The organism is Streptomyces sp. HUAS MG91 (genome assembly GCF_040529335.1).
Lineage (GTDB): Bacteria > Actinomycetota > Actinomycetes > Streptomycetales > Streptomycetaceae > Streptomyces > Streptomyces tabacisoli.
The window spans coordinates 5,891,759-5,912,468 of record NZ_CP159534.1; the positions used below are offsets into that span (position 1 = coordinate 5,891,759).

Here is a 20,710-nt window from a genome sequence, read left to right on the forward strand (position 1 = left end):
CAGGGGCGGCAGGGTGGGCAAGGCGGCACCCCGGCGCGGGGTGAGCGTTCGACGGGCGCTCACCCCGGCGCGGCCGACATGGCCCGTACGGGGCATGTACATGCCGCACCCTTCGGGCCAGAGTCCTGCGTGTCCGGTACCCAGGATCACGCTCGAAGGGACGCCACATGCTCTCCCGTTCGGCACGACTGGCCGCGCTCACCGTCGCGGCGGCCTCCTTCACCCTGATCGCCGCCGCCCCCGCCCCCACCCCCGGCTCCGCCGGCATCGGCGACCCGTACTTCCCGGATCTCGGCAACGGCGGCTTCGACGCCCGCCACTACGACCTCGACGTCGCCTACGACCCCGGCACCGACCGCCTCGACGGCCGTACGACGCTCACCGCCCGGGCCACCCAGAACCTCTCCTCCTTCGACCTCGACCTGCAGAAGCTCACGGTCACCTGGATAGAAGTGAACGGCAGACGCGCCGACTTCACCCGCACCGGCGACGAGATCGTCATCACCCCGCGCACCCCGATCCGCAAGGGCAGCGCCTTCACCACGACGGTCACCTACAACGGCGTCCCCGAACCCCTCAGCGGCCCCATCGTCTTCGGCTCCGACTACGGCTGGATGAAGACCGCCGACGGCGTCTTCGTCGCGTGCGAGCCGAACGCCGCCTCCACCTGGTTCCCCTCCAGCGACCACCCTGCCGACAAGGCGACGTACGACATCCGCATCAAGGCCCCCAAGGGCCTCACCGGCGTCTCGAACGGGCGGCTCGTCGGCACGTACGACACCGACAAGGGCACGCGGACCGTCCACCACTGGCGCGAGTCGAAGCCGATGGCGACCTACCTCGCGACCGCCAGCATCGGGAAGTTCGACGTCAAGAGCGGCCGCACCCCCGCCGGCACCCCCATCTACGTCGCCATCGACCCGGTCCTCGCCAACAGCAACAGCGTCGACGTGTACGCGGTCACCGCCGAGGCCACCGACTACTGGTCGCAGGTCTTCGGCCCGTACCCCTTCGAGGAGACCGGCGCCGTCGTCGACGACATGCCCGAGGCCGGCTTCTCCCTGGAGACCCAGTCCAAGCCCAGCTACTCCGCCGTCCGCAGCGAGTCGACGATCGTCCACGAGCTGGCCCACCAGTGGTTCGGCGACTCCGTCTCCGTGGAGCAGTGGAAGAACATCTGGCTCAACGAGGGCTTCGCCACCTACGCCCAGTGGCTCTGGTCCGAGCACAAGGGCATCCGCTCCGCCCACGACTCCTTCCTCGCGGGCTACGACTCCCGACCGGCCACTTCCGCGTTCTGGCAGACGACGGTGGGCGACCCGCAGCGCGACACCATGTTCGCCTCCGCCGTGTACCAGCGCGGCGCGATGACCCTCCAGGTGCTGCGCGAGCGCATCGGCGACAAGGCCTTCTTCAGGCTGCTGCCGCTGTGGACGAAGCAGCACCGCTACGCGAACGCCTCGACGTCCGACTTCATCGCCCTGGCCGAGCGGGTCTCGGGGCGGCAGTTGGACGACCTGTTCGACACGTGGCTGTTCACGACGGGCAAGCCGACGCTGTAGGCGCGGACCCGGCAGGTAAAAATATCGGGTGATCCAGGAACTGTTCACTCCCTCCGTCCAGCATTGGCTCGACCTCATCGGCATCTTCGTGTTCGCCATCTCGGGCGCTCTGATGGCCGTACGCAAGAACTGGGACGTCTTCGGCATCGCCGCCCTGGCCGAGGTCACCGCGCTGGGCGGAGGGCTGTTCCGCGACCTGGTCATCGGGGCCGTGCCCCCGGCCGCCTTCACCGACCTCGGCTACTTCCTCACCCCGCTGCTCGCCGCCGCCCTCGTCTTCGTCCTGCACCCCGAGGTCGAACGCACCCAGGTCGCGGTGAACGTCTTCGACGCGGCCGGTCTCGGCCTGTTCTGTGTCACCGGCACCACCAAGGCCTACGACTACGGGCTCGGCCTCACCTCGTCCGCCGTGCTCGGACTGGCCACGGCGGTCGGCGGCGGTGTGCTGCGCGACATCATCGCCAACGAGGTGCCGTCGCTCGTGCGCTGGGATCGCGACCTGTACGCCGTGCCCGCGATCGTCGGCGCCGTCATCGTCGTGCTCTGCATCCGCTTCGACACCCTCAACGGGTTCACCAGCGGCGTCGCCGTGCTCACCGCCTTCATCCTGCGGCTGCTCGCGATGCGCTACCACTGGCGGGCGCCGCGCGCGTGGAACCGCAGGTCCGCGGCGGTGGAGGTGCCGGAGGAGGTGTCGTGAGGGCGGCCGTGAGGCGGGTCTCTAAAGCTACCGCTTAGTAATGAGCTGTCGTACCCTTCCTGCATGGCAGACGCAGCATCCACGCAGGCACGTACCGGCACGGCCGTGATCGGCGACAGCGAGTTCGACCGCGACACCGCCGTCACGCGGCGCGATCCCGCCGTCCCCGGGGTCTACGACATCGACCTGTCGGCCGGCTGGACGATCATCAACGCCGTCAACGGCGGCTATCTGCTCGCCGTGCTGGGCCGCGCGCTCGCCGACACCCTGCCGCACGCCGACCCGTTCACGATCTCGGCGCACTATCTGACCGCGTCCGCGCCCGGTCCCGCCGTGATCCGCACGGACGTGGTCCGCACCGGCCGCACCCTCTCCACCGGGCAGGCCTCGCTCTTCCAGTTCGCGGAGGACGGCACCGAGGTCGAGCGGATCCGCGTCCTCGCCTCGTACGGTGACCTGGACGCGCTCCCCGACGACGTCCGCACCAGCGCCAAGCCGCCCGCCATCCCGCCGATCGAGCAGTGCTTCGGCGCCGCCGACGCGCCCGCGGACGGTCCGCGCATCCCGGGCAGCTCGGCCATCACCGACCGCCTCGACGTCAAGCTCGACCCGGCCACGCTCGGCTGGGCGCTCGGCGCGCCGTCGGGCAAGGGTGAGATGCGGGCCTGGTTCGGGCTGGCCGACGGGCGCGACGCCGACCCGTTCTCGTTGCTCCTCACCGTGGACGCGCTGCCGCCGACCGCCTTCGAGATGGGCCTGAAGGGCTGGGTCCCGACGGTGGAACTCACCGTCCACGTCCGCTCCCGCCCGGCCCCCGGCCCCCTCCGCGTCTCGATCACCACCCGCAACCTGGCCGGCGGCTTCCTGGAGGAGGACGCCGAGATCTGGGACTCCCAGGACCGCCTGGTGGCCCAATCCCGCCAACTGGCCCGAGCCCGCCTCAGCTGACTCCGTCGGCACCCCGGCCGGTGGCCGATCGCGCAGTTCGAGGTGACCGCCCGCGTCCACCGCGGTCGCGGTCACCCGTCTCTGCGCGGAGCACGCAGAAACTCCAGCAGCGCGGCCGTGAGTTCGGCCGGAGCGTCCTCCTGCACGAGATGCCCGGCTCCCTCGATGATCCGCAGTGCGGCACCGGGGATCACCGTGGCCAGCTCCCGCCCGCGGCCGACCGGGATCCAGGTGTCCTCGGCGCCCCAGCACACCAGGACGGGCAGCTCCAGCTCCCCGTAACGCCCCTGGATGTCGTCGGTGAACCGCTGGTCGTTCTGCTCGATCTGCCGGTAGAAGGCGTCCCGGCCGGCCTCGGTCAGCCAGGGTGCGACCAGCCGCGCGTGGGTGTCGGGGCGCAGGCCGGGATGGCTGCACGAGCTGATGTAGCGGTGTACGAGCGCCTCGTGCAGCTCCGCGGGCAACTGCCGGAAGACATCGCTGTGTTCCGCGAACAGGCGGTACGTGGGTGAGCCCCAGGGTGCCAGTGCCACCGGGTCCACGAGCGCGAGCCGGGAGTAGGCGGCGCCGTGCAGCAGATGTGCGCGCAGCGCGACGGCGCCGCCGAAGTCATGGGCGACGACGGCGGGCGCCGGGCCGTCGGGGCCCAGACCCCAGTGGTCCAGCAGCTCGGTGAGGACGCGGCTCTGGGAGTCGAGGTCGACACGCTGCCCGGGGCGCATCTCCGAGGCGCCGTAGCCGGGCAGGTCCCAGACGTGCACGCGGAACCGGGAGGCGAGGGCCCGAGCGGGGGCGCGCCAGACGTAGGACGAGAACGGCGTGCCGTGGACGAGGACGACGGGCGGGGCATCCGGGGCGCCGAGTACGCCCCATCGGACCTCACCGGACGAGCTGAGAAAGCCGCGGTCGAGTGTCCAGTCGGCTGCTGTCATGACCGTAAGCCTAGTTGCTCATGACGCATCCAGCCAGTGCCTGCGTCCGAGGCTCACGAGCCGCAACTGCCGCTCCGCGAGTCGCGCCGCACGAGGAAAGTCCGCCGGGGGAGTGGCGAGGAAGGCGGCGGCCGCCATCATCATGTGGTCCACGTACAACCCGGCGAGCATCAGCAGGTCCTCCTCGCTCCACCCCACCGACTCGGGATCCCGCCGCAGTGCCTCCCGCACCTCCTCGCCGAACTGCCCGAACTGCGCGGCGATCGCATCCCGCACCCCCTGCACCCCGCCATGCCGCTCGCGCGCGATGAACCGCACATGGGCCGGGTGCGCACGCACATGCGCGGCGATCAACTCGACCGTCCGCGCGATGCGTTCGTCACTGTCCCAGGTCGCCGTCAGCAGCTCCGAGACCACCGCGTGCAGACTGCCGACCGCCTCCTCCACCAGCGCGGCGCCGAGATCGGCGATGGAGTCGAAGTGCCGGTAGAACGCGGTCGGCGCCACCCCCACGGCCCGCGTCACCTCGCGCAGCCCCAGGCTGCTGAGGCTCTGCTCCTCCAGCAGCTCCAGCGCCGCGTCGAGCAGCGCCTGCCGGGTCTTCTGTTTCTGCGCCTGACGGCTGCCGAGGGTGTGACTCATGTCATCCAGTTAACAACTGTTCTCCGTAATTGGACACCCGCGTGCACGGTTAGACTCAGTAGTCAGTGAACAGTTGTAACCCAACTCTGAGAGGTTTCCCGTGCTGTTCCTCGTAGCGGCCCTTCTGCTCCTGGGCTTCGCCCTCGGCACCGTCGCCCACGCACCGCTGTCCTTCACGCTCGTGGCCGCCGCCGTCATCGGCGTCTGGCTGGCCGTCTTCGCCGTGCGTGAGCGCGGTCGCCGCCGCCACCAGCACTGAGCACGCGCCAGCCGATCGCATCTCGATCGCACCAGTCGATTCAGGGGGTACCACCATGCAACTCACCGCAGAGGCACCGACCCGCACCCGGCCCACCGGGCGCCGCGACACCGACGGCATGGCCGTCGCCTCGTTCGTCCTCGGCCTCGTCGGCCTGCTCGTCATGAACGTCTTCCTCGGCCCCGTCGCGATCGTCCTCGCGGGCCTCGCCCTGTGGCGCGGCACCGCGCGGCGCGGCCGGGCCCTGCTCGGTCTCGGCCTCGGTGTCGCCGACCTCGTCGTGCTCGCCGCCCTCGTCGCGGCCGACGGCACGTTCTCCTGGAGCATCACGGGCTGAGGCCCCTGAGGGGCCGCGCGTGGGAACGGGACCCCATGCGGCGGCCGAAGGGCTCCGGCGGGCTCGTAGAATCGTGCCCACCATGGCTTACCTCGACCACGCCGCGACCACCCCGATGCTTCCGGAGGCGGTCGAGGTGCTGACCGCCCAGCTCGCCGTCACCGGCAACGCCTCGTCCCTGCACGCCGCCGGACGCCGCGCCCGCCGCACGGTCGAGGAGTCCCGCGAGACCCTCGCCGAGTCGCTCGGCGCCCGCCCCAGCGAGGTCGTCTTCACCTCCGGCGGCACCGAGGCCGACAACCTCGCCGTCAAGGGCCTGTACTGGGCCCGCCGCGCCGCCGACCCGGCCCGCACCCGCGTCCTGTCCAGCCCCGTCGAGCACCACGCCGTCCTCGACGCCGTGCACTGGCTCGCCGAGCACGAGGGCGCCACCGTCGAGTACCTTCCCGTCGACGCGCACGGCCGCGTCCACGCCGACGCGCTCCGGGACGCGATCGAGCGCGATCCCGCCGATGTCGCCCTGGCCACCGTCATGTGGGCCAACAACGAGATCGGCACCATCCAGCCGGTGCGCGAACTCGCCGATGTGGCGCAGGAGTTCGACATCCCGCTGCACGCCGACGCGGTCCAGGCCTACGGCCAGATCCCGGTCGACTTCGCGGCCTCCGGCCTCGCGGCGATGACCGTGTCCGGCCACAAGATCGGCGGCCCGTACGGCATCGGCGCGCTGCTGCTCGGCCGCGAGTACACCCCCGTCCCCGTCCTGCACGGCGGCGGCCAGGAGCGGCACGTCCGCTCCGGCACCCTCGACGTCCCCGCCATCGCCTCCTTCGCCACGGCAGGCCGCCTGGCGCACGAGCACCGCGAGACGTTCGCCCGCGAGATCGGCGCGCTCAGGGACGACCTGGTCGCGGCGGTGCGCGCCGCGGTCCCCGAGGCGATCCTCGGCGGCGACCCGGCCCCGGGCGGCCGCCTCCCCGCCAACGCCCACTTCACCTTCCCCGGCTGCGAGGGCGACTCCCTGCTCCTCCTCCTGGACGCCCAGGGCATCGAGTGCTCCACGGGCTCGGCCTGCACGGCGGGCATCGCCCAGCCCAGCCATGTCCTGCTCGCCACCGGCACCGACCCCGACCTGGCCCGCGGCACGCTCCGCTTCTCCCTCGGCCACACGTCGACCAGCGCCGACGTCGAGGCGGTCGCGAAGGCGATCGGCCCGGCGGTGGACCGCGCCCGCACGGCGGGCCTGGTCTGATCCGGCCGGTCCGAACCGATGTGACCTAGGCCTTGGCCGATCCGGCCTGCTTGTACGCCGCCCGGACGAGCCTCATGTACCGGTCCCAGTCCCAGTGCAGCCCGGGATCGGTGTGGTCGGTGCCCGGCACCTCGACGTGCCCGATGATGTGCTTGCGGTCCACGGGTATCCCGTACCGTCTGCAGATCCCGGCGGTCAGCTTCGCGGAGGACGCGTACATCGCGGCGGTGAAGTCCTCGGGCCGGTCCACGAACCCTTCGTGCTCGATGCCGATGCTGCGCTGGTTGTAGTCCCTGTTCCCCGCGTGGAACGCGACGTCCAGCTCCCGGATCATCTGCGCGATGTGCCCGTCCTTGCGCACGACGTAGTGCGCCGACGCTCCGTGCCAGGGATCCTTGAACACCTGGAGCGTGCCGCTGTAGCTGCCCTGTGTGACATGGACGACGACCATGTCGATCGGATAGTCCGCGGGTCGGTCCGCCCGCCGCCAGTTCGCCGCGGCCGCCGCCACCCACTCCGCGCCCTTGAAATCCACCGCGCCCGCGGTGCGCGGCTTGTCCACGCCGGGCATCTGCCACCACATCCGGGCGAGATCACCGCGCGCCAGCAGCCCCACACCCACGGCCGACGCCACACCACCGACGATCAAGGTCCGCCGGCTGATCCCCCGGTCACGGTCCTTGCCGCCCGACCCCTGCTTCCCCACGCGACGCCCCCCGTCCCACCTTTCGCGTACATGTTCCATAACGGATATCGGAGCGATTCGGTTCCCGGCTCCCCGTACTCTGTTAGTGCTATGACTTCCCAGACCTCGCACGCCGCGCAGCGCCCCGCCCCGGACCGTCCCCTCCGTGTTCTCGCCGCCATGTCCGGCGGTGTCGACTCCGCCGTCGCCGCGGCCCGCGCCGCGGAAGCCGGCCACGACGTGACAGGTGTCCACCTGGCCCTGTCGGCGAACCCGCAGTCGTTCCGCACCGGCGCGCGCGGCTGTTGCACCATCGAGGACTCCCGCGACGCGCGCCGCGCGGCGGACGTCATCGGCATCCCGTTCTACGTGTGGGACCTCGCCGACCGCTTCCGCGAGGACGTCGTCGAGGACTTCGTCGCCGAGTACGAGGCCGGGCGCACCCCGAACCCCTGCCTGCGCTGCAACGAGAAGATCAAGTTCGCCGCGCTGCTCGACAAGGCGCTGGCCCTCGGCTTCGACGCGGTCTGCACCGGCCACTACGCCCAGGTCGTCGTGAACGCCGACGGCGACCGCGAGCTGCACCGCGCGACCGACATGGCCAAGGACCAGTCCTACGTGCTGGGCGTCCTGGACGACCGCCAGCTCGCCCACGCCATGTTCCCGCTCGGCGACACCGAGACGACCAAGGACGAGATCCGCGCGGAGGCCGAGCGCCGCGGCCTCGCCGTCGCCAAGAAGCCCGACTCCCACGACATCTGCTTCATCGCCGACGGCGACACCCAGGGCTTCCTGGCCGCCCGCCTCGGCAAGGCGGAGGGCGACATCGTCGACGAGTCCGGCACCAAGCTCGGCACCCACGAGGGCGCGTACGGCTACACCATCGGCCAGCGCAAGGGCCTGCGCATCGGCACCCCCGCCCCCGACGGCAAGCCCCGCTACGTCCTGGACATCTCCCCGGTGGACAACACGGTGACGGTGGGCCCCGCGGCCGCCCTCGACGTGTCCGCCCTGACCGCGATCAAGCCCCGCTGGTGCGGCGCGGCCCCCACCGGCCCGGGCACCTACACGGCGCAGCTCCGCGCCCACGGCGGGGAGACCGAGGTGACGGCCGAACTCGTCGACGACGAACTGCGGGTGTCCTTCGACGAGCCCGTGCGCGGCGTCGCACCCGGCCAGGCGATCGTGCTCTACGCCGGTACGCGCGTGGTCGGCTCGGCGACCATCGCGACCACCGACCGGGCCACGGCGGTCGCCTAGCTGTTGAGCCGGCCCGCCAGATAGTGGTGGAGCACCCCGGCCAGATCGGTGCTCCACTGTGTCGCCAGGGAGCGGCGGCGGGCCCGGACCCGGCACTCGTAGACCGGGCCGTCCGTCATCACCGCGGTCACGTACAGACCGTCCGGCACCGGCTGGAACCGCACGGTCCGCACGTACGCCCACGGGAGGTCGACGGCGTGCGGGCCCTGCTCGAAGTGGACGCCGTCCGCGTCGACGACCAGGCCGTTGTGCTCGTCGGCGGCGATGAACTCGGGGCCCTGCACGGTGCCGGGGCCCGCCGCCGGGGGCACGGACGGCGGCGGGGGGAACGCCGGCGGGTGAGCGGGCGGCGGCGGGACGAACGATGGCAGGGGCGGCCCGAAGCCGCCCGTCGGAACGCCCTGCTGCCCGTCTCCGTGCGTCATGCCGCGTCGTCCTCCGCCTCGTGCCGTGATACCCCCGTATTCGACCACGCCCCCGGCGGCGGTTCCGGCTAGGGCCTGTCTCTCAGATCCCTCCTGCCCCGCGACGCCTGGCACGTGCTCTCGCCGCACCGGGCACAAGGCCGAGTACGTCCAGTACGAGGCCTCGCGCCCGGCACGCCGAGAGCACGCACCAGACGCCGCGGGGCCCGCCCTCCGGGCGGACGGAGGGATCTGAGAGACAGGCCCTAGGCGTCGTCGACCTGGGTCTCGTAGAAGCACAAGTGGCCCTTGATGGCGGCCACCCCGGGCTTCGGCTCCTCGTACGCCCACACCAGGTCCTGCGCGCCCGGCAGCGACCAGTACGAGGCGTGGCCCTTGAAGGGGCAGTACGTCGTGGTGTCCGACGGGGTCAGCAGTTCGGTCCGCACATCCTCCGGAGGGATGTAGTGCCGCTCCGGACAGCCGGTCTCCTTCAGCAGCAGCGCCCTCGTGCTGTCGGCCAGCACCTCCCCGTCCCGGACGACGCGCACGCGCCGTGCATCCTGCTCGATCGTGATCGTGTGTCCATCAGCCATGACTGTGTCAGCGCTCACAGCGGGCGGGTTCTTCCCGGGACGGCCGCGCGATCGCGGGCCCGTACCGTAGGCCCCATGAACATCTGCGTCTTCCTCTCCGCCGCCGACCTCGACGACCGCTACACCCGCCCCGCCCGCGAATTCGCCGAGCTGCTCGGCAAGGGCGGGCACACCCTCGTGTGGGGCGGCAGCGAGAGCGGGCTGATGAAGGTCGTCGCCGACGGGGTGCACGCGAGCGGCGGGGGACTGGTCGGGGTGTCCGTGGAGTTCCTCGCCGCCAAGGCCCGCGCCGTGACCGCGCCCGACGAGATGGTCGTCGCCGCCGACCTCGCCGAGCGCAAGCGGCTGCTCCTGGAGAAGGCCGACGCCGTCGTCATCATGGTGGGCGGTACGGGGACGCTCGACGAGGCCACCGAGATCCTGGAGCTGAAGAAGCACGGGAAGACCGACAAGCCCGTCGTGCTGCTCAACTCGGCCGGGTTCTACGACGGCCTGAAAGAGCAGTTCCGGCGCATGGAGGACGAGGGATTCCTGCCGATCCCCCTCACCGACCTGGTGTTCTTCGCCGAGGAGCCGGTCGGCGCCCTCGCCTACCTCGAGGAGTCCCTCGGCCAGCGGTAGCCCGGACGGGAGTGCGAGCATGGCGCCATGACCAGCACTGCCACTCACGTGATCACCGGCGCCGGCTCCGGCATCGGCGCCGCCGTCGCCCGCCGTCTGCACGCGCGCGGGGACGACCTCGTCCTCCACGCGCGCGACGCGGGCCGCGCCAAGGAACTCGCCGCCGAGTTCCCCGGCGCCCGCACCCTCGTCGGCGACCTGGCCGACCCGGACAGGCTGTCCTGGGCGTTCTCCCACCAGACGCTGCCCGACCGGGTCGACTCGCTGCTGCACATCGCCGGCGTCGTCGACCTGGGACCGGTGGGCGAGCTGACCCCGAAGGCCTGGCGCCACCAGCTCAACGTCAACCTCGTCGCCCCCGCCGAGCTGACCCGCCACTTCCTGCCCCAACTGCGGCTCGCCCAGGGGCACGTGGTGTTCGTGAACTCCGGCGCCGGGCTGCGGGCGAGCCCCGACTGGGCCGCGTACGCCGCCTCCAAGCACGGCCTGAAGGCACTCGCCGACTCGCTGCGCCAGGAGGAGCACGACAACGGCGTACGGGTCACGTCCGTCTACCCCGGCCGCACCGCCAGCCCCATGCAGGCCAAGGTGCACCAGCAGGAGGGCAAGGAATACGACGCGGCCCGCTGGATCGACCCCGAGTCGATGGCCACCACCATCGTCATGGCCCTCGACCTCCCGCGCGACGCCGAGGTCAACGACCTGACGGTCCGCCCGGGACGCTGACGACCGGGCTCCCGGCCCGGTTACGTACCCTTCGTGGGTGAGCGAAAAGAGCGACTTCAAGTGGGGACCGGCGACCGGCGTCGGGTCGATGCCCGGCGGTGACGCCCGGGAGGCCGCCAAGACCGTCACCGGCAGCTTCGAGGACTTCCCGTTCCTCGCCGAGCTGCCCGCGCGCGGGCCCGGCGCCGACATGATCGGCAGAACCGCGGGACTCCTCGTCGACCTGTACGCGCGCGTGGAGCCCAGCGGCTGGCGGATCGGCGACCGGCCCGGGCGCGACACCAGGCGCGCCCGGTCGTGGCTGGGCGAAGACCTCGACGCGCTGGAGGAGTTCACCCAGGGCTACGAGGGACCGCTCAAGGTGCAGGCCGTCGGGCCGTGGACCCTCGCCGCCGCGCTGGAGCTGCGCAACGGCGAGGCCGCGCTCTCCGACCCGGGCGCCTGCCGCGACCTCGCGGGCTCGCTCGCCGAGGGCCTGCGCACCCACCTCGCCGACCTGCGCCGCCGCGTCCCCGGCGCCCGGCTCGTGCTCCAGCTCGACGAGCCCTCCCTCATCGCCGTGCTGCGCGGACAGGTCAGGACCGCGAGCGAGTACCGCACCCACCGCGCCGTCGACCGGCAGGTCGTGGAGAGCGCCCTGCGCGACGTCCTCGGCGTCCACGCCGACGGACCCACCGTCGTCCACTCCTGCGCCCCCGACGTCCCGTTCGCACTGCTGCGCAGGGCCGGCGCCGACGCGATCTCCTTCGACTTCTCGCTCCTCACCGAGCGTGACGACGAGGCGATCGGCGAGGCCGTCGAAGGCGGCACCCGACTCTTCGCCGGTGTCGTACCCGGCGTGGACGCTCCATTGTCGGACCCTGCCGGTAGCGTCATGGGTGTCAGGACGCTGTGGCGCAGGCTGGGGCTGAATCCGGGGTCGCTCGCGGAGTCGGTCGTGGTCACGCCGTCGTGCGGACTCGCGGGCGCCTCGCCCGCGTACGCCCGCGCGGCGCTCGCCCACTGCGCCCGGGCGGCGAGATCACTCGCGGACAACCCTGAGTGACCGGGGACGAAGGCAAACGGGAGGAAGAGACGGTGGCTGCCGCAAGCGCTGGAAAGAAGGCGGAGACCGAGAGCTCCGTGCCCGCGACGGCGCGGGACGAGCACGCCCAGCTGGCCGAGCAGATCGAAGAGCACCGCTTCCGGTACTACGTGAAGGACGCGCCGGTCGTCTCCGACGCCGAGTTCGACAGGCTGCTGCGCTCCCTCGAAGCGCTCGAGGAGCAGTACTCCGAGCTGCGCACCCCCGACTCGCCGACCCAGAAGGTCGCGGGCAACTACGCCACGGAGTTCACGTCCGTGGAGCACCGCGAGCGCATGCTCTCGCTCGACAACGCCTTCGACGACCTGGAGTTGGCGGCCTGGGCCGAGCGCGTCCACAAGGACGTCGGCGCGTCCGGCTATCACTTCCTGTGCGAGCTGAAGATCGACGGCCTCGCGGTCAACCTGACGTACGAGCACGGGCGGCTGACCCGCGCGGCCACCCGCGGCGACGGCCGCGTCGGCGAGGACATCACGCCCAACGTCCGCACGATCGCCGAGATCCCCGACCGACTCCAGGGCGAGCGCGTCCCGGACCTCGTCGAGATCCGCGGTGAGGTCTTCTTCCCGATGGAGAAGTTCGAGGAGCTGAACGCCCGGCTGGTCGAGGCCGGCGACAAGCCCTTCGCCAACCCGCGCAACGCGGCGGCGGGTTCACTCCGCCAGAAGGACCCCCGGGTCACCGCGACCCGCCCGCTGCGCATGGTCGTGCACGGCATCGGCGCCCGCGAGGGCTTCGACATCGCCCGCCTGTCGGAGGCGTACGACCTGCTGCGCGAGTGGGGCCTGCCCACCGCGAAGCACAACAGAGTGGTCGACGACCTCGACGGCGTACGGAAGTTCATCGCGTACTACGGGGAGAACCGGCACTCCGTCGAGCACGAGATCGACGGCGCCGTCATCAAGCTCGACGAGATCCCGCTCCAGGGCCGGCTCGGCTCCACCGCGCGCGCCCCGCGCTGGGCCATCGCCTGGAAGTTCCCGCCCGAAGAGGTCAACACCAAGCTGGTCAACATCCGGGTCGGCGTGGGCCGCACCGGCCGCGTCACCCCGTACGCGCAGGTCGAGCCGGTGACGGTGGCGGGCTCCGAGGTCGAGTTCGCGACGCTGCACAACCAGGAGATCGTCAAGAAGAAGGGCGTGCTCATCGGGGACACCGTCGTCATCCGTAAGGCCGGTGACGTCATCCCCGAGATCCTCGGCCCGGTCGTCGACCTGCGCGACGGCAGCGAGTACGAGTTCGAGATGCCCGCCGAATGTCCCGAGTGCGGCACCCCGCTGCGGGCCATGAAGGAGGGCGACATCGACCTGCGGTGTCCCAACGCCCGCACCTGCCCCGCCCAGTTGCGGGAGCGGCTGTTCTATCTGGGCGGCCGGCAGTGCCTGGACATCGAGAACTTCGGGGCGGTCGCCGCCGCCGCGCTCACCGCCCCGCTGGAGCCCGCCGAGCCGCCGCTGACCGACGAGGGCGATCTGTTCGACCTCACCATCGAGCAGCTGCTGCCCATCAAGGCGTACGTCCTCGACCCCGACAGCGGCCTGCCCAAGCGGGACCCGAAGACCGGTGAGGACAAGGTCGTCACGGTCTTCGCCAACCAGAAGGGCGAGCCGCGGAAGAACGCGCTGTCGATGCTGGAGAACATCGCAGCCGCCAAGGACCGGCCGCTCGCCCGCGTCATCAACGGCCTCTCCATCCGGCACGTGGGCCCCGTCGCGGCCGAGGCACTGGCCCGCGAGTTCCGCTCCGTCGACCGCATCGACCAGGCCACAGAGGAGGAGCTGGCCGCCACCGATGGCGTAGGCGGGATCATCGCCGCCTCCGTGAAGCAGTGGTTCGCCGAGGACTGGCATCGGGAGATTCTGCGGAAATGGCGTGATGCCGGTGTGCGCATGGAGGAGGAAGGGGCCGGTGAGGACGAGGGGCCGCGCCCGCTCGAAGGCCTCACCGTCGTCGTCACCGGCACCCTGGAGAACTTCACCCGGGACGGCGCGAAGGACGCCCTGCAGAGCAGAGGTGCCAAGGTGACAGGTTCCGTTTCCAAGAAGACGTCCTTTGTCGTTGTCGGGGACAACCCGGGATCCAAATACGACAAGGCCATGCAGGTGAAGGTTCCGGTTCTGGACGAGGCCGGCTTCGCCGTGCTCCTCGACCAAGGTCCCGACGCCGCCGCCGAACTGGCGCTTCCCGCCGAGGAACCGACTGAGGAGTAGCGGTTGAAGGCCACCCGTTCAGCGCATATCAGATGCATACGGGTGGCCGGGTCGCATTCGGGTATCCACGGCCGGGCGCGTCCGTCTGGTGCCCGTGGAAGCCTTCTGCGGCCTACTGTTGAGGGTGTGCGCCTGCCGTGTCCTGCTGCGGATGGGGCAACCTCCGCTCCACGGAAGCCCGGGGAGCGGGCTGCGGATCTGGGCACCGCCGGCTGTGAGAGGGACGGGAATGGAACCGACCGAGAGCGCCGCCCCGGACTCACGGCTGCTGCCGCGCCGGCGGTTGCGGCGCGGCACGGCCCGACGCCCCGGTGAGGGCGGCGGCGACAGCGACAGCGGTCACGGGGAGAGCGAACGCGGTGGTGCGGTGAACTGGCGCAATTGGTGGCGTGAGAGAGGGCTGGGTCTCGCCCGGCCCGGCTCGGACCGGACCCGGGGCGGCCGGGCGGCCTTCGGAGTCCAGAGCCCGCCGGGCGCCGCGTCCCGGGGCGCCGCCCCGCGGACCGGGGGCACGCCCGTCCCGCCCGCCGAGCGGCACCCCGCCGCACTGACCGCGGGCGGTCACATCGGCGTGGCCACCCCCGCCCAGAACCAGCACGGCGGACCGGCAGACAATGCCCGCGCGACCGCCCTGCCGCTGCTGCCCGGCGCGGTCGTCGCGCTCGCCGCCGTGATCCTGGCCGCCGGGTTCTACCGGGCGTTCACCGGGAACCACGCGCTCTTCCCGTCCGGCGTCGTCGGCTGGTCCCTCGCGATCCTGACCGGCATCATCGTCGGCCACCTGGTCGCCATGGGCCGCGACCGCTGGTGGGGCGGCACCGGCTCCGGCGGCGCCCTCACCCTCGCCGTCCTGCTGCTGTACGGCTGGGTGCCCGCCGGGATGGTCAGCCTGACCGTGGTCGTGCTCGTCGGCGCGGCCCGCAGACACCGCTGGCGCCAGGGCGTGCTGCACGGCGCGATCGACATCCTCGGCATCGGGGCGGGCGCCCTGGTCCTGGCCGCGTTAGGCCGCGTACCGTCCGTCGAGTCCCCGTGGAAGCCGGAGACCTGGGACTTCTTCACAGCGCCCGAGATCGCCCTGGTGGCGGCCTCGTACCTGCTGGTCACCCGGCTCCTGCTCTACTACGTGCACGCGCCGCGCAGCTCCGGCCTGCCCAAGGTCGACCGCACCGCGCTCGTCCGGCAGGGCCTGGTGGGAGTCGCGCTGCTCGGCATCGCGCCGCTCGTGTGCGTCGTCGCCGTCGCGCTGCCCGTGCTGCTGCCGCTGTTCTCGATCCCGCTGATCGCGCTCGACTCCACGCTCTGGATCGCCCGCGCCCGCGCCGAGGAACAGCTGCGCGACCCGCTCACCGGACTGCCCAACCGCCAGTGGCTGCTCGAACGCACCTGGACCGCGCTCGACGACGCCGAGCGGATCGGTGCCCGCAGCGCGCTCCTGCTGATCGACCTCGACCGGTTCCGCTCGGTGAACGACACGCTCGGCCACCTCGCCGGCGACCGGCTCCTGCTGCAGATCGCGGACCGGCTCAGGGCGGCACTGCCGCGCGGGGCGGAGGCCGCGCGGCTCGGCGGGGACGAGTTCGCGGTGCTGCTGCCGGTCGCCGACTCCACGACGTCCGCGTCCCGGGTCGCCCGCGGTCTGGTCGCCGCCCTCGGCTCGCCGCTCGACCTCGACGGGCTCACGCTGGTCCTCGAGGCCAGCGCGGGCCTCGCCGTCTTCCCCGACCACGCCCTCGACGCCGAGGGGCTGCTGCGCCGGGCCGACGTCGCGATGTACCAGGCCAAGCGCGACCGTACGGGCGTCGAGGTCTACGAGTCGAAGCGGGACTCCAACACCCCCGACCGGCTCGGTCTGCTGGGCGATCTGCGGCGCGCGCTCGACGCGGGCGACGTGGAGCTGCACTACCAGCCGAAGGTCCGCTTCGACGGGCAGGTGGCGGGTCTCGAAGCGCTGGTGCGGTGGGTGCATCCCGAGCGAGGGAAGGTTCCGCCTGACGAGTTCATCGCCATCGCCGAGTCCTCCGGCCTGATGCCGCACCTGACCGAGTACGTCCTGGAGACGGCGCTGGCCCAGGTCGCGCGCTGGCGGGCGGCGGGCCTGTACGTGCCCGTCGCGGTGAACGTGTCACCGCGCGACGTCCACACCCCCGGCTTCGCGGGCGCGGTCGCCGCGCGGCTGGCCCGGCACGGAGTCCCGGCCGGGTCGCTCCAGCTGGAGATAACGGAACACGTGCTCCTGGAGGACCCGCAGCGCGCCGCCGACACCCTGGCCGGGCTGACCGGGCACGGGGTGAAGATGTCGCTCGACGACTTCGGCACCGGGTACTCCTCGCTCGTGCATCTGCGGCGGCTGCCGGTCAGCGAGCTGAAGATCGACCGGTCCTTCGTGGCCCGGCTCGCGGTGGACAACGAGGACGCGGAGATCGTGCGGTGCACGGTCGACCTGGCGCACTCGCTCGGGCTGCTCGTCGTCGCCGAGGGCGTGGAGGACGACGAGACGTGGGAGCGGCTGCGGGATCTGGGGTGCGACGCGGTGCAGGGGTGGCTCGTCGCCGCCGCGATGCCGCCCGACGAGACCACCGCGTGGCTCCGGGCCCGGGGTGACCGGGGGTGGCAGCGGGCCGCCACCGCGGTGTTGCCGGGGGCCGACGACGTCTGACCCGGTGGTCGGGTGCGGCTTTCGTCGTGGCTGGTCGCGCAGTTCCCCGCGCCCCTGAGGCATGCGCTGCGCGCAGCCTCCCCTGAAGGCCGCAGGCCTTTCAGGGGCGCGGGGAACTGCGCGAGAAGCCCCACCGGGCCGCAGTCGGAGAACCGGGCCGACCGCCTGCGCCCACAACCGTTTACCAGGCACACCCCGGGCACCCATAGGATTGAGGCCAAACCACACACACTCACCCCAGAGGATCGCTGCATGCCTGGCATCACGCGCGAGGAGGTCGCCCACCTCGCCCGGCTGGCGCGTCTGGAGCTGAAGCCCGAAGAGCTCGACCACTTCGCAGGCCAGCTCGACGACATCATCGGCGCGGTCGCCCGCGTCAGCGAGGTCGCCGACCAAGACGTACCGCCGACCTCCCACCCGCTGCCGCTGACGAACGTCATGCGCGCGGACGAGGTCCGTCCGTCGCTCACCCCCGAGCAGGCGCTCTCCGGCGCCCCGGCCCAGGAGCAGCAGCGTTTCAAGGTGCCGCAGATCCTGGGGGAGGACTAATCACCATGACGGACATCATCAAGCTCACCGCCGCCGAGATCGCCGCGAAGATCGCTTCCGGTGATCTCACGGCCGTCGAGGTCACCGAGGCCCACCTGGCCCGGATCGAGGCCGTCGACGAGAAGGTGCACGCCTTCCTGCACGTCGACCGCGAGGGCGCCCTGAAGCAGGCCGCCGCCGTCGACGCCAAGCGCGCCGCGGGCGAGAAGCTGGGCCCGCTGGCCGGCGTCCCGCTCGCGCTGAAGGACATCTTCACCACCGAGGGCATCCCGACCACGGTCGGCTCCAAGATCCTCGAGGGCTGGATCCCGCCGTACGACGCCACGCTGGTCAAGAAGCTGAAGGCCGCCGACGTCGTGGTCCTCGGCAAGACCAACATGGACGAGTTCGCCATGGGGTCCTCCACCGAGAACAGCGCGTACGGGCCCACCGGCAACCCGTGGGACCTGACCCGCATCCCCGGCGGCTCCGGCGGCGGCTCCTCGGCCGCGCTCGCCGCGTACGAGGCCCCGCTGGCCATCGGCACGGACACCGGCGGTTCCATCCGCCAGCCTGCCGCCGTCACCGGCACCGTCGGCGTCAAGCCCACGTACGGCGGCGTCTCCCGCTTCGGCATGGTCGCGTTCTCGTCCTCCCTCGACCAGGGCGGGCCCTGCGCCCGTACGGTCCTGGACGCGGCGCTGCTGCACGAGGCGATCGCCGGGCACGACCCGCTGGACTCCACGTCCATCGACGCTCCGGTCCCGCCGGTCGTCGAGGCCGCGCGCAACGGCTCGGTGCGGGGCATGCGGGTCGGCGTCGTCAAGCAGTTCCGCGGCGAGGGCTACCAGGCCGGCGTCGTGCAGCGCTTCGACGAGTCCGTCGAGATGCTGAAGTCGCTCGGCGCGGAGATCGTCGAGCTGGACTGCCCGACGTTCGACCTGGCGCTGTCCGCGTACTACCTGATCGCCCCGTCGGAGTGCTCCTCGAACCTCGCCCGGTTCGACGCCATGCGTTACGGCCTGCGGGTCGGCGACGACGGCACGCACTCCGCCGAGGAGGTCACCGCGCTGACCCGCGAGGCCGGCTTCGGCGACGAGGTCAAGCGCCGCATCATCCTGGGCACGTACGCACTCAGCTCCGGCTACTACGACGCGTACTACGGCAGCGCCCAGAAGGTCCGTACGCTCATCACGCGCGAGTTCGAAGCCGCGTTCGAGCAGGTCGACGTCATCGTCTCGCCGACGACGCCGACCACCGCCTTCCCGATCGGCGAGCGCGCCGACGACCCGATGGCGATGTACCTCGCGGACCTGTGCACCATCCCGACCAACCTGGCCGGCAACTCCGCCATGTCGCTGCCCTGCGGCCTCGCGCCGGAGGACGGACTGCCGGTCGGCCTGCAGATCATCGCCCCCGCCATGAAGGACGACCGGCTGTACAAGGTCGGCGCCGCCGTCGAGGCCGCCTTCGTGGAAAAGTGGGGGCACCCGCTGCTCGAGGAGGCTCCGTCGCTGTGAGTGCCATGGCAAAGAAGGCCAAGAACTTCAAGAAGTCCAAGACCGGCGTGTACGTGTCGGCCGCCAGCACCGCCTTCGGCGCGATCAGTGTCGCGAAGCAGGCGCGGATGGCCAAGAACGACAACGACACCCTGCGGCTGATCGACGCCGCCGTGTCCGCCGCCGCCATCGTCACCGGCCTGGCGATCCTCTACCGGGAGCTCAAGCGCCTGGGCGACGACGACGTCCTGCTGGGCTGAGAGGGAAAGTTTCACCGTGACTGCCACGACTGACCTGGTGTCGTACGAGGAAGCCCTCGCGGCGTACGACCCCGTCATGGGCCTGGAGGTCCATGTCGAACTCGGCACGAAGACGAAGATGTTCTGCGGCTGCTCCACCGAGCTGAAGCAGGACGCCAACAGTCAGACCTGCCCGACCTGTCTCGGTCTGCCCGGCGCGCTGCCGGTCGTGAACGAGATCGGCGTCGAGTCGGCCATCAAGATCGGCCTCGCGCTGCACTGCGAGATCGCCGAATGGTGCCGTTTCGCCCGGAAGAACTACTTCTATCCGGACATGCCGAAGAACTTCCAGACCTCCCAGTACGACGAGCCGATCGCCTTCAACGGCTACCTCGACGTGCAGCTGGAGGACGGCGAGGTCTTCCGCGTGGAGATCGAGCGCGCCCACATGGAGGAGGACACCGGCAAGTCGACGCACGTCGGCGGTGCCACCGGCCGCATCCAGGGCGCCTCGCACTCGCTGCTCGACTACAACCGCGCGGGCATCCCGCTCATCGAGATCGTCACCAAGCCCATCGAGGGCGCGGGCGAGCGGGCCCCCGAGGTCGCCAAGGCGTACGTCGCCGAGCTCCGCGAGGTCATCAAGGCGCTGGACGTCTCCGAGGCCCGTATGGACAAGGGCCAGATGCGCTGCGACGTGAACCTGTCGCTGCGGCCGAACGGGACCGAGAAGTTCGGTACGCGCTCCGAGACGAAGAACGTGAACTCGCTGCGTTCCGTCGAGCGCGCGGCCCGCTTCGAGATCCAGCGGCACGCGGCCGTCCTGAACTCCGGCGGCACCATCGTGCAGGAGACCCGTCACTTCCACGAGGAGGACGGCTCCACCACGTCGGGCCGCATCAAGGACAACGCCGAGGACTACCGGTACTTCCCGGAGCCCGACCTGGTCCCGGTCGCCCCGTCCCGCGAGTGGGTCGAGGCGCTGCGGGCCGAGCTGCCCGAGCTGCCGCTCGCGCAGCGCAACCGGCTGATCGAGGAGTGGGCGATCTCCGCCCACGACATGCAGTCGATCCGCAACGCCGGCGCCATCGGCCCGATCGTCGCGACGATCAACGCCGGTGCCGACTCGGCGTCCGCCCGCAAGTGGTGGATGGGCGAGCTGGCGCGCAACGCCAACGAGCAGGGCGTCGAGCTCGGCGAACTGCCCATCACGCCCGAGTACGTGGCCCGGGTGTCGGAGCTGGTCGCCAAGGGCGACCTCAACGACAAGCTCGCCCGTCAGGTCATCGACGGCGTCCTCAAGGGCGAGGGCACCCCGGACGAGGTCGTCGAGAAGCGCGGCCTGAAGGTCGTCTCGGACGAGGGCGCGCTGAACACCGCCGTGGACGAGGCGATCGCGGGCAATGCCGGCATCGTCGCCAAGATCCAGTCCGGCAAGGTCGCCGCCGCCGGAGCCCTCGTGGGCGCCGTCATGAAGGCGACCCGGGGTCAGGCCGACGCGGCCCGCGTCAAGGAACTGATCCTGGAGAAGCTGGGCGTCAGCGAAGGCTGACGTCCACTCCGTCGG

The 20,710-nt window shown here is 71.5% G+C and carries 21 protein-coding genes; 16 read left to right on the forward strand and 5 right to left on the reverse strand.

The window, feature by feature from the left end; genetic code table 11:
* The first annotated feature begins 167 nt into the window (after positions 1 to 167).
* The 3 genes from ABII15_RS26900 to ABII15_RS26910 all read left to right on the forward strand — a co-directional run bounded on the left by ABII15_RS26900 (position 168) and on the right by ABII15_RS26910 (position 3,210).
* Positions 168 to 1,562, forward strand: a complete 1,395-nt coding sequence (locus ABII15_RS26900) for a M1 family metallopeptidase (RefSeq protein ID WP_353944852.1) — start codon at positions 168 to 170, stop codon at positions 1,560 to 1,562.
* Between the two features lie 28 nt (positions 1,563 to 1,590).
* On the forward strand, positions 1,591 to 2,262 hold the full coding sequence (locus ABII15_RS26905) for a trimeric intracellular cation channel family protein (RefSeq protein WP_353944853.1): 672 nt from the start codon (positions 1,591 to 1,593) through the stop codon (positions 2,260 to 2,262).
* Positions 2,263 to 2,325: 63 nt separating this feature from the next.
* Complete coding sequence (locus ABII15_RS26910) at positions 2,326 to 3,210, forward strand: thioesterase family protein (RefSeq protein WP_353944854.1); 885 nt, start codon at positions 2,326 to 2,328, stop codon at positions 3,208 to 3,210.
* Positions 3,211 to 3,281: 71 nt separating this feature from the next.
* Here the strand turns inward: ABII15_RS26910 and ABII15_RS26915 are convergent, their stop codons facing one another.
* Entirely contained in the window at positions 3,282 to 4,142 is an 861-nt protein-coding gene (locus ABII15_RS26915) for an alpha/beta hydrolase (protein WP_353944855.1), read from the reverse strand.
* A gap of 18 nt (positions 4,143 to 4,160) precedes the next feature.
* The gene (locus ABII15_RS26920) at positions 4,161 to 4,784 is read right to left on the reverse strand and encodes a TetR family transcriptional regulator (RefSeq protein ID WP_353944856.1); all 624 of its coding nucleotides are present in this window, start codon (positions 4,782 to 4,784) and stop codon (positions 4,161 to 4,163) included.
* A gap of 100 nt (positions 4,785 to 4,884) precedes the next feature.
* Between ABII15_RS26920 and ABII15_RS26925 the strand changes: the two genes are divergently transcribed.
* The 3 genes from ABII15_RS26925 (at position 4,885) to ABII15_RS26935 (ending at position 6,632) form a co-directional block, all read left to right on the forward strand.
* Entirely contained in the window at positions 4,885 to 5,043 is a 159-nt protein-coding gene (locus ABII15_RS26925) for a hypothetical protein (RefSeq protein ID WP_353944857.1), read from the forward strand.
* 55 nt (positions 5,044 to 5,098) lie between these two features.
* The gene (locus tag ABII15_RS26930) at positions 5,099 to 5,380 is read left to right on the forward strand and encodes a DUF4190 domain-containing protein (RefSeq protein WP_353944858.1); all 282 of its coding nucleotides are present in this window, start codon (positions 5,099 to 5,101) and stop codon (positions 5,378 to 5,380) included.
* Between the two features lie 82 nt (positions 5,381 to 5,462).
* Positions 5,463 to 6,632 (forward strand): cysteine desulfurase family protein, encoded by a 1,170-nt coding sequence (locus tag ABII15_RS26935; protein WP_353944859.1) that lies wholly within the window; start codon positions 5,463 to 5,465, stop codon positions 6,630 to 6,632.
* Between the two features lie 25 nt (positions 6,633 to 6,657).
* Here the strand turns inward: ABII15_RS26935 and ABII15_RS26940 are convergent, their stop codons facing one another.
* A complete protein-coding gene (locus ABII15_RS26940; RefSeq protein ID WP_353944860.1) occupies positions 6,658 to 7,338 on the reverse strand; it encodes a peptidoglycan recognition family protein in 681 nt (226 codons plus the stop codon).
* A gap of 90 nt (positions 7,339 to 7,428) precedes the next feature.
* Here ABII15_RS26940 and mnmA point away from each other — a divergent pair, with 90 nt between their 5' ends.
* Positions 7,429 to 8,577: a tRNA 2-thiouridine(34) synthase MnmA gene (gene mnmA, locus ABII15_RS26945; protein ID WP_353944861.1), complete on the forward strand. Its 1,149-nt coding sequence runs from the start codon at positions 7,429 to 7,431 to the stop codon at positions 8,575 to 8,577.
* Here mnmA and ABII15_RS26950 read toward each other — a convergent pair.
* Positions 8,574 to 9,002, reverse strand: a complete 429-nt coding sequence (locus ABII15_RS26950) for a hypothetical protein (RefSeq protein ID WP_353944862.1) — start codon at positions 9,000 to 9,002, stop codon at positions 8,574 to 8,576. The genes mnmA and ABII15_RS26950 overlap by 4 nt on opposite strands.
* A 245-nt stretch (positions 9,003 to 9,247) precedes the next feature.
* Positions 9,248 to 9,577, reverse strand: coding sequence for a DUF427 domain-containing protein (locus ABII15_RS26955; protein WP_353944863.1), 330 nt, complete (start codon positions 9,575 to 9,577; stop codon positions 9,248 to 9,250).
* A 75-nt stretch (positions 9,578 to 9,652) separates the two neighbouring features.
* Here ABII15_RS26955 and ABII15_RS26960 point away from each other — a divergent pair, with 75 nt between their 5' ends.
* The 9 genes from ABII15_RS26960 to gatB all read left to right on the forward strand — a co-directional run bounded on the left by ABII15_RS26960 (position 9,653) and on the right by gatB (position 20,695).
* On the forward strand, positions 9,653 to 10,198 hold the full coding sequence (locus ABII15_RS26960) for a TIGR00730 family Rossman fold protein (RefSeq protein ID WP_353944864.1): 546 nt from the start codon (positions 9,653 to 9,655) through the stop codon (positions 10,196 to 10,198).
* Positions 10,199 to 10,225: 27 nt separating this feature from the next.
* Positions 10,226 to 10,924, forward strand: a complete 699-nt coding sequence (locus ABII15_RS26965) for an SDR family oxidoreductase (protein WP_353944865.1) — start codon at positions 10,226 to 10,228, stop codon at positions 10,922 to 10,924.
* 37 nt (positions 10,925 to 10,961) lie between these two features.
* Positions 10,962 to 11,969: a methionine synthase gene (locus tag ABII15_RS26970; RefSeq protein ID WP_353944866.1), complete on the forward strand. Its 1,008-nt coding sequence runs from the start codon at positions 10,962 to 10,964 to the stop codon at positions 11,967 to 11,969.
* 32 nt (positions 11,970 to 12,001) lie between these two features.
* A complete protein-coding gene (gene ligA / locus ABII15_RS26975; protein ID WP_353944867.1) occupies positions 12,002 to 14,218 on the forward strand; it encodes an NAD-dependent DNA ligase LigA in 2,217 nt (738 codons plus the stop codon).
* Positions 14,219 to 14,447: 229 nt separating this feature from the next.
* Positions 14,448 to 16,877: a bifunctional diguanylate cyclase/phosphodiesterase gene (locus tag ABII15_RS26980; RefSeq protein ID WP_353944868.1), complete on the forward strand. Its 2,430-nt coding sequence runs from the start codon at positions 14,448 to 14,450 to the stop codon at positions 16,875 to 16,877.
* A gap of 252 nt (positions 16,878 to 17,129) precedes the next feature.
* A complete protein-coding gene (gatC, locus tag ABII15_RS26985) occupies positions 17,130 to 17,426 on the forward strand; it encodes an Asp-tRNA(Asn)/Glu-tRNA(Gln) amidotransferase subunit GatC (protein WP_018531282.1) in 297 nt (98 codons plus the stop codon).
* Between the two features lie 5 nt (positions 17,427 to 17,431).
* The gene (gatA, locus tag ABII15_RS26990; RefSeq protein ID WP_353944869.1) at positions 17,432 to 18,925 is read left to right on the forward strand and encodes an Asp-tRNA(Asn)/Glu-tRNA(Gln) amidotransferase subunit GatA; all 1,494 of its coding nucleotides are present in this window, start codon (positions 17,432 to 17,434) and stop codon (positions 18,923 to 18,925) included.
* Positions 18,926 to 18,930: 5 nt separating this feature from the next.
* Complete coding sequence (locus ABII15_RS26995; RefSeq protein WP_207827847.1) at positions 18,931 to 19,164, forward strand: hypothetical protein; 234 nt, start codon at positions 18,931 to 18,933, stop codon at positions 19,162 to 19,164.
* Positions 19,165 to 19,180: 16 nt separating this feature from the next.
* The gene (gene gatB / locus ABII15_RS27000) at positions 19,181 to 20,695 is read left to right on the forward strand and encodes an Asp-tRNA(Asn)/Glu-tRNA(Gln) amidotransferase subunit GatB (RefSeq protein WP_353944870.1); all 1,515 of its coding nucleotides are present in this window, start codon (positions 19,181 to 19,183) and stop codon (positions 20,693 to 20,695) included.
* Positions 20,696 to 20,710 lie beyond the last annotated feature (15 nt).